We start from the raw sequence: 14,273 nt of genomic DNA on the forward strand, positions 1-14,273 counted from the left end.
ACTTGGCACACTATTGAGTTCTCAAACAACAGACACTAACCGGCACCACCGGACCCTTACAGGGCCACAGGATCGCTCCGGAGCAACTTTTCAAAGTTACCCGATTCGGTCGCATGAAGCAAACCGTCCTCAGGTCCCCCAACCAGATCGGAGGCGCAAAAAGCACCACCGGAAACCGGTAATTTGAAGGGGATTTCGTCACCATTATTTCCGCATCAGCGGCGGCGACTCAGATAACTTTACACGTGCCATACCGTCCTAACAAATCCAGCCAGACGCCGCCCAAAACCCCGTAAACACTGGGGAATCTGCCCGGAAACACGTCAATATCTCCAGAACCGCTGTCCGTGAAGCCCGTCACACAAAGAAGAGGCGGAAATACCCGCCCTTTGAAGCGGCACTCAGGATCCGCCGTCGGGCCTGATTCAGCGGCCGGCCGCCAAACACGTCACCACGTGAGAGAACGTCCGTCCAAACACGTCACCACGTGAGAGAACGTCCGTCCAAACACGTCAGGATGTGAGAGAACGTCGGGAAGGGCATCGGGCGCAAGAGGCTGTTTGGCGGGCATCCGGCAGCGCGCGTCCAAGCGAGGCACGAGCGAGCGCGCAGAGGATGCCCGCCAAACCGCCGGATCCCGCCTAACGCGGCGCCCCCCAAACGACCCGGCCGAACCCAGGCCCAGCCCAGCCCAGCCCAAACTCAGTGACCGCCGTGGCCTGCGCCTTCGGTCTTGCGCATCATGGCACCGAGCACTACGGCAGCTCCGGCAATGATGGTTGCCGCCAGGAAGGCGGCTTGCATGCCGGCTACCAGGCCGGAGGATGCGGACACCACGGCGAAGATGGACACGAGCAGTGCAGTGCCAGCGGCACCGGCCACCTGCTGGGCCGTGCTCATGATGGCCGATCCGTGGGAGTACAAGTGCGGAGGCAGCGGGTTCAAGCCCGTGGTGAAGGCAGGCGTGAAGAGGAGTGCCAAGCCAAGGCTCAACGTTACGTGCAGGGCAATCACCCATCCCAGAGCACTGGCCTGGTCCAGGCGCGAGAACTGCCAAAGCGTCAGCACCATGAGGACTGAACCGGATACGGTCAGCGGCAGTGGACCCACTTTGTCGAAGATCCGTCCGATTACAGGACCCAGCAGACCCATGGCCAAACCGCCGGGCAAGAGTGCCAGGCCGGTTTCCATCGGCTGGAGGTGCAGGGTGTTCTGCAGGTAGAGCGGGAGCAGGATGACGCCACCGAACAGGGCCATCATCGCTACGACCATCAGCAGTGTGGACACTGTGAACATTCGGAAGTTGAAGGCCCGGAGATCCAGCAGTGGCGAGTCGGACTTCTGCAGTTTGAGCTGGCGGAAGACGAACAGCGCAAGGCACACGACTCCTACTACGAGTGCGATGATCGGGACCACCCCGGCGTTGGCGCCACCGATCTGGCTGAGGCCATAGACCAGGCCACCGAACGCAGGCACCGTGAGGATCACTGAGGTGAAGTCCAAACCGGTCTTCCCGCGCTCCCCCACGTTGGTGAGGTACTTGGCGCCGATAGCCAAGGCAGCCAGGGCTACGGGGAGCACGAACACGAACATGAAGCGCCACGAGAAGTGGTCCAGGATGATGCCTGAAACGGTGGGGCCCATAGCGGGAGCGACCGAGATGGCGATGCTGACGTTACCCATCACGGCTCCGCGCCGGGACATCGGTACCAGAGTGAGAATGGTGGTCATCAGCAATGGCAGCATGATGGCTGTGCCGCCAGCCTGGACGATGCGTGCAAGGAGCAGCACGGGGAACCCGGGTGCCAGGGCGGCGAGCAGAGTTCCGCCGCTGAAGAGTCCCATCGCGAGCATGAACGAGCCACGGGTGGTCAATCGCTGCAGGATGAACCCGGTAGTGGGAATGACGACCGCCATGGTCAGCATGAACCCGGTGGCGAGCCATTGGACCGTGGGCGCATCCACCTTGAGATCGGTCATCAGCCGCTGGAGCGCCACGTTCATGATGGTCTCGTTGAGGATCACCACAAAGGTGGCAACCAGCAGGGTGACAATGACCGTGACGGATTCGCGGGACATCTTCCCTGATACGGGAGTCTGCGTGAGCGCTTCCTCTGTGGAGGCAGCACTTGCGGATGCGCCGGAACCGGGCTCGCTGTTGGCGTCGGACGTGACGTCGGTAGACATGAGGATTCCTCAGGTTTGGGCTTGGATTCCGGCGGTCGGTGCCGGTGAAGACAGCAACAGTCTAGACGCCCAGGAGATTCCCGTCAGCAGAAAATCCAAACGTTAGGTATTCAACCTCAGGAATTAAGCGGAAGGTTGTCTATCAACCGCACGGGGCCCACCTTGGCGGCAATGATTGCCAGCCCTTCGCCGCGGAACGGAGTTTCTTTGCAGTTCTCCGCCAGCGGCTCAAGAGTGTTGGGATCCACGACGTCGAAATAGTCCAGTTCCACCAGCGGCTGGGATTCAACAAGCGCGACGGCGGAATCCAGGTCCAGCGGTTCATGTGCGTTCGCGCGGGACTCGATAAGGCGCAGAGCCCGTGAGAGCACCAGCGCTGCCTCGCGTTCTTCGTCCGAGAGGAAGCGGTTACGGCTGGAAAGCGCCAACCCGTCGTCACTACGGACGGTGGGCACGGGCACGATCCCCACGGGGAAGTTCAGATCCGCGACCATTCGCTTCACGAGGGCAAGTTGCTGGGCGTCCTTCTGGCCAAAGTAGGCACGGTAGGCAGGCATAGAACCGTCCGCAGCTGCACCGCCCGGAATTCCGTAGTGCAGCAACTTGGCTACCACTGTCAGGGCACCGTCGAAGTGTCCCGGGCGTGAGGCGCCTTCCCATTTCCCGCCCAGCGGACCCGCCGTGACGCGAACCAGCGGCTGCCCGCCGGGGTACACCTCGTCCACGGAGGGCGCGAAGACAAGGTCCACTCCTTCGGCATCCAGGAGGGCCATATCGGCGTCAAGGGTGCGGGGATAGCGGTCGAGGTCCACGGCGTCGCCGAACTGGAGCGGATTGACGAAAATCGTTGCTACCACGACGTCGTTTTCTGCCACGGCGGTCTTTGCCAGGGCTGCATGGCCGGAGTGCAGGGCCCCCATGGTCGGCACCAGGCCCTGGGAACTTCCTCGCTTGGAAGCAAGGAGCCGCGCGCTTTCGGCACGCAGTTCGGCCGCGGTGGTCACGAGTTTGATGGCCATGCTGTTCAGATTCCTTCCGGCGCGGTGGGCTCTGTTCCCAAGGCCTCGCCAATGTCAGTCAGTTGTTCAGGGCGCAGCAGTCCGCGGTTTCCGGCACGCCGGGCCGTCGCCCGGGCCATGGCCTGGTAGGCCGCGAGCACGTCGCCGCCCGCACCGCCGTCGTATTCTTTCAGCACTTGGGCGTGCGCAGCAACGGTGCCTACGTCGCCGCGCGCGACGGGACCGGTCAACGCAGACTCGCCGGACGCCAGAGCATTCTCCAGTGTGGCCCGCAGCAATGGGCCCAGCATGGACTCCGGGGATTCGACTCCGATTTCCCGCAGCAACTGCGACGCCTGCGCAACAAGCGTCACCATGTGGTTGGAGCTGTGCGCGAGGGCGGCGTGGTACAGGGTGCGGTCTGCCTCGGCAATCGCTACCGGCTCGGCACCCATCTCCACAACCAGTGCTTGGGCAATCGGCAACATAGCGGCGTCGGCGGTGATTCCGAACGTGCAATCCATGAGGCGGGTCAGGTCAAGGCTCATACCGGTGAACGTCATGGCGGGATGCATTGCCAGCGGAATGGCACCCGCCGTGCGGATCGGTTGCAGGATCCCGACGCCGAAACGGCCGGAAGTATGAGCCACCAGTTGGCCCGGCTGCCACGCACCGAGCTTCGCGAGTCCGGCAACAAGCTCGCCGAGGGCATCGTCAGGAACGGAAAGCAGCACCAGTTCTGATCGCTCCACGATGTCCTGGATCCCAAGGATCGGGACTCCCGGTAGCAGCGTTTCTGCCCGCTCGCGGCTCGCTTCGGATACGGCAGAAACCCCGACGACGGCGTGCTCGGCCGCGCGCAAAGCGGCACCCAGGACGGCCCCCACCTTGCCGGCACCGATAATGCCGACTCCGAGTCTTCCTGGCCTAACCATGCTGTGGGTCCTCCTGCGTTGGTGCTTGCGGTAGAGATTGCGTTGGGGCTTGCGGTAGTGATTGGGGTGGAGCCTGGCCGCTTACCTGCGCAAGCCATTGCTCGCTGGTCTGCCGCTTTCTCGCCTCGCGGGCACGGGCAGCCTGCTGGTCGAAGAGCTGCACAGCCTGCTCCACGTCGGCCTGATAGAGGCGCGGCACCACGGGTCCGGCCGTGGTGTGGAGAACAAGATCAGCCACACCAAAACGCCGCGCAAGCGGACCTTGCTGCAACGCCATGGACTGCGTGCGCTGATGGGGAACCAGGACCAGAGTGCGCCACCATCGGCCGGATCGAATCAACAATGCCGTTCGCGTGGCCAGGAAACCGTTGCGCCGCCAGCCCAGTGGTGCCAGGAGCCGGGCGCGGCGCGGAGTAGTGACGAAACCATCGGTGAAGATAAATCCGGCAGACCCGGCTGAGCCGGAACCCGCCGGCGTCAACCCCTCCAGCCCAGCCAACCCCTGCAGCCCGGAAGTGAAAACCCGTTCCGGATCCTCAACACCCGGATCCGGCAGCACGAGGGACAGGATCCGCATGACGTCAGGCTTCATGCCCACCGGAAGCAAGGTGGTCCGGGCAGCGTTCTCATTGCCTGCCGCACCCCCGTAGCCGGCCACGTTAACTTGCATCCGGTACCAACCGAAGATCCTCCAGATGGGCGGCTGGGTGACTTTCAGCGCCTGGATTCGGCCCGGGGGCAAGGTCTGGGCTTGGGTGTCCAGGAGCCCGTAGCGCAGCCGGATCCCATCAGGGGAGATCGCGGCGGTAAAGTTGTAGCCCTTGTTGAATGAGCTCCAATAAGCAGCACCGATGCCCAGCACGGCCGGGATCAGCGCCAAAAAGATGGCGCTGTTTTCGGTGTACACGGAGATAGCTATGGATGCCACGGCACCGAGCAGGATACCGACGGTTTGCTCGCTCAGCAGGAGCGAGCCAATAAGCCGGGAAGGTGGCACGGACAAGACAATGTGCTCCGGCGCTTCGGGGATTTCTTCCGCAGTCTCTGGTCCACACACCACTCCGGCAGCTCGGGCAAGGATAGTGGCGCGCAACTGTTTGGCTTGGGCCAGCGGAAGGTAAGCGAGCCGCACGGCCGACTCGCCGGCGTCGGCGACTTCAAACTTGAGTTCAGCGAGGCCAAAAATCCTCGCCAAAAGGGGCTGCACTATGTCGATCGCCTGGACACGGTCCAGCCGCGCCTGCCGCTGCTGCTTGAACACGAATCCGGTGTTGACCCGGACATAGCCTTCGGCCACCTGATAGCGCGTGAAGTACCAGCTCAGGATGAATCCGCCCACGGTCAGGAGAAGCACAATGCCGCCACCGGCCAACAGCCAGGGCACCCGTCCATTGAGGTTGGGATCGAGGATGTCGCGGCCCTGCAGTATGCGTTCAAAGGCGTCGCGACCGAAAAAGTATCCGACGGCGGCCAGCGCCACCCAGCCGCGCACGAACGGCGACGCTGGATGCACGCGCCGCCAATCGCCGTCGTCGGCTTTAGCGGGGAGGCCCACGGTGGCGCTACCTTCCGGGCTCACAGCCCGGCCAGCCTGGCTTCTCCACGTGCCGAAAGCTGTTCACGCAGCCGTGCCCCTTCCTCGGCAGGAAGCCCAGGAAGGTATGCGCTGGTTCCGGCGGACGCCGTGTGGAGTTTCAAAGTACAGAGTCCCAGTCCACGTTCCACCGGACCAACAGACACATCCACGTACTGCATGCGTCCATACGGGACCACCATGGTGCGCTGGAAAAAGATGCCACGGCGGATGAGGAGATCGTCATCGCGCTCCGCGTAACCGATTGCGCGGACCTGGCGCGGAATCAGCACGAGCCGCCACAACGCCAGAACGAGCATTACCGCAGGTACCGTGATGGCGAGCCACAGCGGGGGCCACCGCCACCAACCCAGCTGCACAAATACGAGGGGAAGGCTGAGGATCGCCACCATCACCAGGTTTCCGATGGCCCACTCCACCAAGCGGACCGTGACGTACTTCGGGGAGACCCGCAGCCACTGGACCCCGGGAGGGTCAATCGCCTCGGTACGCATACTCGCCTTCGCCTTTTGCTTCCCCGCGGCGGGTTTCCGGTCCAGGGGTGCCACCTTCGAGGTCTTCCGGTGGGATCCGGCAGAACCTCTCGACCACCAGGCCAACGACCACCATCACCACGCCACCACCGCCCATCAGGACAGCGTTCCACAGGATGCCTTCACCACTGCGCAAGGTTCCGATTCGCAGAAGGTCAAAGGAGATGCCAGCATGCCAGCCCAGAAGGAGCGTCCCTGCATATGCGCAGGCCTGGGCAAGAATCAGCGTCCTTGCGGCCAGGATCGGGTTGAGCAGGTTCTTCTTCTTGCCGTTGCGCCACCGCAGCACCCGGATTCCCATGATCAGGGTGAGCACGGCGATGACGCCCATGGTGACCAGTGCGGAAACCGGAAGCACGGGAGTGGGCATGCTGAAGCGGTTGGTTGCCGCCGTGGCCAGCCAACCGATGGCGGCAGCGATGATGGCGATGATGACCAGGACCGCGGGGCGCATGGGCTTCACTGCTACTCCACCGCTCCCGTCGCAGGAACACCGGCGACGTCGCCGTAGCCGTCGAAACGACGGATGTCGGGCATGTCTTCAGCTGCGGCTGCCAACTCTGCAATGCTCTGCCCGTTCAGTTGGGCGCTCGGCTCCAGCAGCGACCACGGGTACAGGACAAAGGCCCGTTCGGCCGCCCTCGGATGAGGCAGGGTCAGGACGGGGTCTTCGCTGACCACATCACCGAAAACGATGATGTCGACGTCCAGCGTCCGCGGACCCCACCGCACTTCACGGGTGCGGTGGTGCTTCTGCTCGACGTCGTGGCAGTGCTGCAGCAGCTCAAGGGGACTGAGCGTTGTCTCGACTGCCATGACCATGTTCAGGAAATCGGGTTGGCCTTCCGGGCCGCCGACTGCCTTGGTCTGGACAACCGGAGATACTCCAAGGAGCCTCACGTCCGGTGGGTCAACGAGATCGGCGACGGCGGTGGACAGGGTGTCGTTCCGCTCACCAAGATTGCTGCCGAGGGCCAGGATCGCTTTGGTGTATCCGGAGTTCATGATCGCTCCCTGTGGACACTCACAGTGACATCGCCGAACGGAACCTCGATGGGCGCCTTCGGCTTGTGGACGGTGACATCCACTGCGGCCACGTTGTAATTGGCGAGGATGCCATCGGCGATCCTCACAGCCAAACCCTCAATCAGGTTCAGCGGCTCGCCCTCGATGTGCGAGGTAATGAGCTCAGCCACCTCGCCGTAGTGCGCGGTGTACTGGAGGTCATCCGTCTCCGCAGCCTTGCTGAAGTCAGTATGGAGGACGGCGTCCACGACGAACGGCTGGCCGTCCCGGCGCTCGAAATCGAACACTCCGTGATGGCCGACGGCGGTGACACCGGTCAGCGTGATCCTGTCCACAAGGTCCTCCGGTCAGCGGGCGATTCGAGCGGCAACCTTGACGGCGTCAAGGCTCGGACCGACGTCGTGGACGCGGACAGCCCAGGCGCCCTTCGCAGCGCTCAAAGCAGTGATAGCTGCGGTGGCGGCATCCCGCTCCAGCGGCGCGGCCGACTTACCGGCAACAGTCAGAAGCGAGCCGAGGAACCGCTTGCGCGACGCAGCCACCATGACCTTGTGTCCGAGTCCGAACAGCTTGTCCAGGTTCTTGAGGATTTCCCAGTTCTGGTCCTCGTTCTTGGAGAAGCCGATTCCGGGGTCAACGATGATCTGCTCGGGAGCGACGCCCGCTGCATAAAGTTTGTCGCGAACCCCCTTGAGCTCGGCCACGACGTCTTCGGTGACGTCGTTGTACTCGGTGAGGCTGTCCATGGTGCGGGCATCGCCACGACGATGCGTGAGGATGTATGGAACCTGGGTCCGTGCCACGAGCTCGGGCATGTCCGGCTCGATGGTCAGCCCTGAGACGTCGTTGATGATCGCGGCACCGGCTTCCACCGCAGCAGCCGCCGTCGACGTGTGCATCGTATCGATGCTCACCAGCGCGCCTGCCTTGACCAGCGCCTGGATCACAGGGAGGACTCTGCGCTGCTCTTCTTCAGGGGAAACAGGTTCGGCGCCGGAGCGGGTGGACTCGCCACCGACGTCGATGATGTCCGCGCCGGCGTAGAACATACGCAGGCCGAGGGCGATTGCGGTGTCCGGCGTGCGGTGGGTGCCGCCGTCGCTAAAGGAATCCGGGGTGACATTGAGAATTCCCATAACGAGCGTGCGGTCCGTTGGCAGGTCCTCAAACCTGGCCGCGGGCCTCGGCTTGCGGAGAATCGGCAGTGGGCTTGTGGCCGGGCCGGTTCCGGGAGCTGCAGCGAGGGAATCCATATATTGCTTACCTTCCGAGTATGAGGCTCATGGCCTCGGCGCGGGTGGCCGGGTCATGGAGCTGACCACGCACCGCGCTGGTGACAGTCTTGGCGCCGGGCTTGCGGATGCCGCGCATGGACATGCACATGTGTTCGCATTCGATGACGACAATCGCGCCGCGCGGGTTCAGGTGCTTAACCAGTGCCTCAACGATCTGCGTGGTGAGCCGCTCCTGCACCTGCGGCCGGCGCGCATAAATATCCACCAGACGGGCCAGCTTGCTCAGGCCCGTGACCTTGCCGTCATGTGACGGAATATAACCAACATGAGCGACGCCGTGGAACGGCACCAGATGGTGTTCGCACGTCGAGTAGAAGGGGATGTCCTTCACGAGGACAAGCTCTTCATGGTCAAGGTCAAACGTGGTGGAAAGGACATCCGCCGGGTGCTGGTGCAGGCCCGCAAAGACCTCAGCATAGGCCTTGGCAACACGCTTGGGCGTGTCATGCAGGCCCCCGCGATCAGGGTCTTCACCGATGGCGAGCAGGATTTCACGTACTGCTGCTTCAATGCGCGGGCGGTCTACTTTGTGGCCCCGCTTACCGTCCGCGGCTGAGCCGTGGGCGGCGGCGAGGTCGTCGTCGTCGAAATGAGTCACAGCAGAAAGCTTAGCCGTGAAGCGGAGAGTCGTTGCCGCCGTCGGGTCCCGGTGACTGGAATGACTCCTGGCTGCTGACGCCCTGGGCGTGCGGGGCTACGGCATCCAGCGGCTCGTCCAGACGGGCCTTCTTGGCCTCTTCCTGGGCCTCGCGCTCGGCTTTCTCGGCGCGGGACTCTACCGGCGGGATGGACTGGACAGGGCGGGACTCCTTGGACAGCCAGATCTCGCGGAAATCGCGCTTGCGGATGTCGTGGAAGATCTCGGCGATCTCGGCCTGGTTGAGGGTTTCGCGCTCAAGCAGTTCCAGTGCCAGCCGATCGAGGACATCGCGGTTTTCGGTGAGGATGGCGTAAGCCTCATCGTGCGCCTGATCGATCAGGCGACGCACTTCCTCGTCCACAACGTAGGCGATCTGGTCCGAGAAGTTGCGCTCCTGCGCGGCGTCGCGGCCGAGGAACGGCTCACCGCCGCCTTGGCCGAGCTTCACAGCACCAACGCGTTCGCTCATGCCGTATTGGGTGACCATCTTCCGGGCCGTTGACGTGGCCTTCTCGATGTCGTTGGACGCACCGGTGGACGGGTCATGGAACACGATTTCCTCGGCAACACGGCCACCCATGGCGTACGCCATCTGGTCCAGCAACTCGTTACGGGTTACCGAGTACTTGTCGTCCTCAGGAATCACCATGGTGTAGCCAAGGGCACGGCCACGGGGAAGGATGGTGATCTTGGTGACCGGAGCGGAGTTACGCAGCGCGGCCGCAACCAGTGCGTGGCCACCTTCGTGGTACGCGGTGATCTTGCGCTCGAGTTCCTTCATGACGCGGCTGCGCTTCTGCGGGCCTGCCATGACGCGGTCGATGGCCTCGTCCAGGGCGCGGTCATCGATCAGGTTGGCATTTGAACGCGCAGTCAGCAGCGCAGCTTCGTTCAGGACGTTGGCCAGATCCGCACCCGTGTAGCCGGGAGTCTTCTTGGCAACACCCCTGAGGTCGATGCCCGGAGCCATCGGTTTGCCCTTGGCGTGGACGTTTAGGATCTGTTCGCGGCCGATCATATCCGGGGCTTCCACGGTGATCTGGCGGTCGAAACGACCCGGGCGCAGCAGCGCGGGGTCCAGGACGTCAGGACGGTTGGTCGCCGCGATGAGGATGACGTTGGTCTTGACGTCGAAGCCGTCCATCTCAACGAGGAGCTGATTCAAGGTCTGCTCGCGCTCATCGTTACCGCCGCCGATACCCGCACCGCGGTGACGGCCAACGGCGTCGATTTCATCAACGAAGATGATGGCAGGGGAGCTTGCTTTGGCCTGTTCGAAAAGGTCGCGAACACGGGAAGCACCAACGCCGACGAACATCTCAACAAAGTCCGAGCCGGAGATGGAGAAGAAGGGAACGCCTGCCTCGCCGGCAACAGCGCGGGCCAGCAGCGTCTTACCTGTACCTGGAGGGCCGTAGAGCAGCACACCCTTGGGGATCTTGGCGCCAACGGCCTGGAACTTGGCCGGCTCCTGGAGGAATTCCTTGATTTCCTGGAGCTCTTCCACGGCTTCGTCAGCACCGGCGACGTCTGAGAAGGTCACCTGGGGCATGTCCTTGTTGACCAGCTTGGCCTTGGACTTGCCGAACTGCATCACCTTGGAGCCGCCGCCCTGCATGCGGGACAGCAGGAACCAGAACAGGACACCGAGCAGCAACACGGGGATGAGCAGGGAGAACAGACCGGAGAACCAGTTGTTCTCGACCGGCTGGTCAGTGAAGCCCTTGTCCGGGTTGGCGCTGGTGACAGCCTTGACGACGTCCGGGCCACGGTCCGTGACGTAGAAGAACTGGACGTTCTTGCCCTTGTCCTGGCCATCAATATTCAGGTTGTCTTTCAGTACCAAGTCAACGCGGTTCTCGGCGTCGAAAATCTTGGCCTGCTCCACCTTGCCGCTTTGCGCGAGGAGCTCGAGGCCGTCCTTGGTGTCAATACGTGTGGAACCGCCCGGAGCCAGCGTTGCGAATGCCACCAGGAGCAAGCCGACGACGACAACAATCCAGATGCCCGGGCCCTTGAAGAAACTCTTAGCTTTCATCTGATCGGGGTTTTGCCCCGTCCCTCCTGGTAGTGCTGCGAGGCGCAACTTCTGCGCGCGAATGGTGCTGCTTCAGTTTCTAGCTATACACCGTTCCCAGTTATTCACGCACTGGAATGCTCAAAAGTTCCCTCTGGGCGTACACAGGATACTCGCCTACGCCGCGCTAGGACAGCCCTGGGTGGGGATTCGTAATGGATTCGCGGGTCACCAGGGGACACTCCAGAATCGTCGGCTTGGCTGCCAGGACGGCGAGGTCTGCCTTGCCCTCGATGGCATCGATCAGGCGTTCAGTGGCCCAGGCACCCATCTCGTAGTGGGGCAACGCCACTGTCGTCAGGCCAGGATAGAGGTTGGCCGCGATGAGTTCCTGATCGTCGAAACCCACCACGGACAGTTCATTGGGAATGCTGATTCCCACCTCGGCCGCTGCACGGTAGGCACCCATTGCCATGCGGTCGTTGTAGCAGAACAGGCCCGTGGGCCGGTCCTTTCGCTTGAACATCCGCAAGGCGGCAACATAGCCGCCCAGCACCTCCGAGAGCTCGGACTCCACAGGTGCGGCAGCGCCGTCGAGCCCTGCTTCGTCCAAGGCGTTCCGGAAACCACGCAAGCGATCCCGCGTAGCCGGGACGTCGTCGGTGTTGTTCAGGAAACCGATCCGGCGGTGGCCGGCATCAAGGAGGCTTTGCACGGCAACCCTGGCGCCGCCCTCTTCGTCGGGGACTACCGCAGCGACGCTCCCGGTCAGGCTCTCGGAGTCCACAAGCACCGCGGGAATTGAACTCAGGTTTTCCGGCAACGTGACCTCGCGGTGGTACATGGTGGCGTACAGGATGCCATCCACGCGTCGCTCCAGGAGGGCCTCGACATCGGCCTGCCTGGACTCGTCACTTGCTGCGCCTGAGGTGTTGATGATCATCAGGTTGTAGCCCCGCGCCCTGGCGGCCTCATCTGCACCCAGGATGATTCGCCCTGCGTGTGGTGTGGTGGCGATTTCCTCGCTGACGAGACCCAGCATTCCGGTCCGTTGCGTACGCAGGGCCTGGGCCAGCCGGTTTGGGCCATAGCCGAGGCGTTCCGCCGTGGCTTTGACCTTTTCCCGTGTTTCCAGGCTGATGCGGGCGTAGGCGACGTCATTCAGGACGTGGGAAACAGTGGTGACGGACACGCCGGCGGCAACTGCTACGTCCTTGATGCCAATGCTTTTGTTCGTCAACGGGTTCCCACGTCCTTATGGTCCGGTGAGGGCGTAAGTAAGGGGATTTACTCGTAAACGTGCGGGGCCAGCGTGCCCACGAAGTCCAGGTTGCGGTACTTCTCGGCGTAATCCAGGCCATAGCCCACAACGAACTCGTTGGGGATGTCGTAGCCGACGTATTTGACGTCGATCTCCACCTTGGCGGCGGTCGGCTTACGGAAAGCGGTGCAGATCTCAACGCTGGCCGTACCCCGGGATTCGAGGTTGGACTTGAGCCATGAAAGTGTCAGGCCGGAGTCGATGATGTCCTCGACGATCAGCACGTCCTTCCCCATGAGGTCGGTATCGAGGTCCTTGAGGATACGTACAACACCGGAGGATTGGGTGCCGGAACCGTAGGAAGAAACGGCCATCCAGTCCATGCTGACGTGGCTGTGCAAGGCACGCGCCAGGTCCGCCATGACCATCACGGCACCCTTGAGGACACCGACGATCAGCAGTTCGCGGCCTTCGTAGTCCTTGTCGATCTGCGCCGCCAGTTCAGCGATGCGAGTTTGGATCTGCTCTTTGGTGTAAAGAACGTGCTTGAGATCTGCCTGGACGTCGTTTGAATCCACCAATGGCTCCTGTTTTGATGCTCGGGTGCGGCTACTGTTGGGGCGATTTCTGATGCCGGAATACTAGCTTCCCACAGCGTGCGGCCTCGCGGGGACCGCTCGTGGCCGAAGCACCGGACTCGGGACCGCCGGAGGCAGCCCGTTCCTGCTCCAAATCGCTGAGGGACAAGCGATAGACACTGACGTGGCCGGGAAGTTCCACAGGGCCGGCAGAACCCTGGCGGCGAAGCAACGCTTCCGCGGCTTGGAGCCGCCCGTACCCGGGTTGTAGGCCCCCGACGTCGGCAGCGGCCTTCGCGATAACGCGGAACCTCAGCGCTGCGGGAAGTCCGCGGACGGCGTCCTCCGGCAACCACGCGCCGTCGTCGGTTCGCTGCACCAGCGAGAGATACGTCTCGTTTGCAAGATCCTCAAGGAAATCGGCGTCCTGCTGCAGGATTGCAGCCGTCCGTGCCAAAGATTCGGCAACGCCCGGCCCCAGCTTTTCTTCGAGTACCGGCATGACCTCGACGCGGGTTCGCGAGCGCGCGAAGGCAGAGTCACTGTTGCTCGGATCGTGCCACGGCTGCAGTTCCTCGACCTCGCAGATTTCCAGGGTCTCTTCCCGCCTTAGGCCCAGGAAGGGCCTAAGCAGCCGTCCCCGGATGGGCCTCATGCCGGCCAAAGAACGGGTACCCGAGCCACGGGCCAGCCCCAGGAGCACCTGTTCGGCTTGGTCATCCAAGGTGTGCCCGAGCAGGATTCGATCGCAACCAAGGTCATCTGCAGCGGCCTCGAGTGCTGCGTGCCGGGCATCGCGGGCTGCAGCTTCGGGCCCGAATCCTGTGGACGCGACTTCCACCGTACGCACTTCCACAGGTGAGAGGCCGAGTTCCCTCAAGACCGCTGCCGTCCGGGAAGCTACGTCTGCCGAGCCAGCCTGAAGTTGGTGGTCAACAACCACGCCTGCCACGGAAATGGGATGCCCGTCCACGTGGCCGCGCCGGGCGAAGTATCCAGCCACCGCGGCGAGCGCAAGCGAATCCGGGCCTCCGCTGCAGGCTACGAGAACACGTTCCGGGTAACCCGCAGCGGCCAAGGCGTTCTGCAACTGCTTCCGTGCCTTGCCGACGACGGGCGCCAAACGGCCGGGCCGGCGTCGGCCCGTGCCTTTAGCTCCATTCTCGGAACCGTTGTCAGAACGACTGCCAGAAGCGCTCTGGGAACCAC

14 protein-coding genes are annotated in these 14,273 nt (G+C 63.0%); all 14 read right to left on the bottom strand.

Annotated elements, in window-relative coordinates; all coding sequences use genetic code 11:
• Positions 1–702: 702 nt before the first annotated feature.
• Positions 703–2,187, bottom strand: coding sequence for a DHA2 family efflux MFS transporter permease subunit (locus ABIE18_RS12260; protein ID WP_499723078.1), 1,485 nt, complete (start codon positions 2,185–2,187; stop codon positions 703–705).
• Positions 2,188–2,303: 116 nt separating this feature from the next.
• Positions 2,304–3,206, bottom strand: a complete 903-nt coding sequence (gene panC / locus ABIE18_RS12265; protein ID WP_431117457.1) for a pantoate--beta-alanine ligase — start codon at positions 3,204–3,206, stop codon at positions 2,304–2,306.
• A gap of 5 nt (positions 3,207–3,211) precedes the next feature.
• A complete protein-coding gene (locus tag ABIE18_RS12270; RefSeq protein WP_499723080.1) occupies positions 3,212–4,120 on the bottom strand; it encodes a Rossmann-like and DUF2520 domain-containing protein in 909 nt (302 codons plus the stop codon).
• Positions 4,113–5,699, bottom strand: coding sequence for a PH domain-containing protein (locus ABIE18_RS12275; RefSeq protein WP_499723081.1), 1,587 nt, complete (start codon positions 5,697–5,699; stop codon positions 4,113–4,115). The genes ABIE18_RS12270 and ABIE18_RS12275 overlap by 8 nt, the downstream gene beginning before the upstream one ends.
• Positions 5,696–6,208, bottom strand: a complete 513-nt coding sequence (locus ABIE18_RS12280; protein ID WP_223935291.1) for a PH domain-containing protein — start codon at positions 6,206–6,208, stop codon at positions 5,696–5,698. Before ABIE18_RS12280 ends, ABIE18_RS12275 begins: the two co-directional genes overlap by 4 nt.
• On the bottom strand, positions 6,189–6,710 hold the full coding sequence (locus tag ABIE18_RS12285; protein ID WP_224166000.1) for a DUF3180 domain-containing protein: 522 nt from the start codon (positions 6,708–6,710) through the stop codon (positions 6,189–6,191). The genes ABIE18_RS12280 and ABIE18_RS12285 overlap by 20 nt, the downstream gene beginning before the upstream one ends.
• A 2-nt stretch (positions 6,711–6,712) precedes the next feature.
• Positions 6,713–7,252, bottom strand: coding sequence for a 2-amino-4-hydroxy-6-hydroxymethyldihydropteridine diphosphokinase (folK, locus tag ABIE18_RS12290; protein WP_499723083.1), 540 nt, complete (start codon positions 7,250–7,252; stop codon positions 6,713–6,715).
• Positions 7,249–7,608 (bottom strand): dihydroneopterin aldolase, encoded by a 360-nt coding sequence (folB, locus tag ABIE18_RS12295; protein WP_216924207.1) that lies wholly within the window; start codon positions 7,606–7,608, stop codon positions 7,249–7,251. The genes folK and folB overlap by 4 nt, the downstream gene beginning before the upstream one ends.
• A gap of 12 nt (positions 7,609–7,620) precedes the next feature.
• The gene (gene folP, locus ABIE18_RS12300) at positions 7,621–8,526 is read right to left on the bottom strand and encodes a dihydropteroate synthase (RefSeq protein WP_499723084.1); all 906 of its coding nucleotides are present in this window, start codon (positions 8,524–8,526) and stop codon (positions 7,621–7,623) included.
• Between the two features lie 7 nt (positions 8,527–8,533).
• The gene (gene folE, locus ABIE18_RS12305; RefSeq protein WP_499723086.1) at positions 8,534–9,166 is read right to left on the bottom strand and encodes a GTP cyclohydrolase I FolE; all 633 of its coding nucleotides are present in this window, start codon (positions 9,164–9,166) and stop codon (positions 8,534–8,536) included.
• A gap of 10 nt (positions 9,167–9,176) precedes the next feature.
• The gene (gene ftsH / locus ABIE18_RS12310; RefSeq protein WP_431117449.1) at positions 9,177–11,246 is read right to left on the bottom strand and encodes an ATP-dependent zinc metalloprotease FtsH; all 2,070 of its coding nucleotides are present in this window, start codon (positions 11,244–11,246) and stop codon (positions 9,177–9,179) included.
• A gap of 166 nt (positions 11,247–11,412) precedes the next feature.
• The gene (locus tag ABIE18_RS12315) at positions 11,413–12,465 is read right to left on the bottom strand and encodes a LacI family DNA-binding transcriptional regulator (protein ID WP_499723088.1); all 1,053 of its coding nucleotides are present in this window, start codon (positions 12,463–12,465) and stop codon (positions 11,413–11,415) included.
• A gap of 47 nt (positions 12,466–12,512) precedes the next feature.
• Entirely contained in the window at positions 12,513–13,064 is a 552-nt protein-coding gene (gene hpt / locus ABIE18_RS12320; RefSeq protein WP_216924216.1) for a hypoxanthine phosphoribosyltransferase, read from the bottom strand.
• A 31-nt stretch (positions 13,065–13,095) separates the two neighbouring features.
• Complete coding sequence (gene tilS, locus ABIE18_RS12325) at positions 13,096–14,154, bottom strand: tRNA lysidine(34) synthetase TilS (RefSeq protein WP_499723329.1); 1,059 nt, start codon at positions 14,152–14,154, stop codon at positions 13,096–13,098.
• Positions 14,155–14,273: the final 119 nt, after the last annotated feature.

The sequence above is a fragment of the Arthrobacter sp. 2762 genome (assembly GCF_040548745.1).
Lineage (GTDB): Bacteria > Actinomycetota > Actinomycetes > Actinomycetales > Micrococcaceae > Arthrobacter.

Excerpts from the sequence above, each read along its gene's own strand:
- ABIE18_RS12260 (WP_499723078.1), bottom strand. The coding sequence starts at position 2,187 with ATGTCTACCGACGTCACGTCCGACGCCAACAGCGAGCCCGGTTCCGGC.
- ftsH (WP_431117449.1), bottom strand. The coding sequence starts at position 11,246 with ATGAAAGCTAAGAGTTTCTTCAAGGGCCCGGGCATCTGGATTGTTGTC.
- panC (WP_431117457.1), bottom strand. The coding sequence starts at position 3,206 with ATGGCCATCAAACTCGTGACCACCGCGGCCGAACTGCGTGCCGAAAGC.
- ABIE18_RS12270 (WP_499723080.1), bottom strand. The coding sequence starts at position 4,120 with ATGGTTAGGCCAGGAAGACTCGGAGTCGGCATTATCGGTGCCGGCAAG.
- folK (WP_499723083.1), bottom strand. The coding sequence starts at position 7,252 with ATGAACTCCGGATACACCAAAGCGATCCTGGCCCTCGGCAGCAATCTT.
- folP (WP_499723084.1), bottom strand. The coding sequence starts at position 8,526 with ATGGATTCCCTCGCTGCAGCTCCCGGAACCGGCCCGGCCACAAGCCCA.
- ABIE18_RS12280 (WP_223935291.1), bottom strand. The coding sequence starts at position 6,208 with ATGCGTACCGAGGCGATTGACCCTCCCGGGGTCCAGTGGCTGCGGGTC.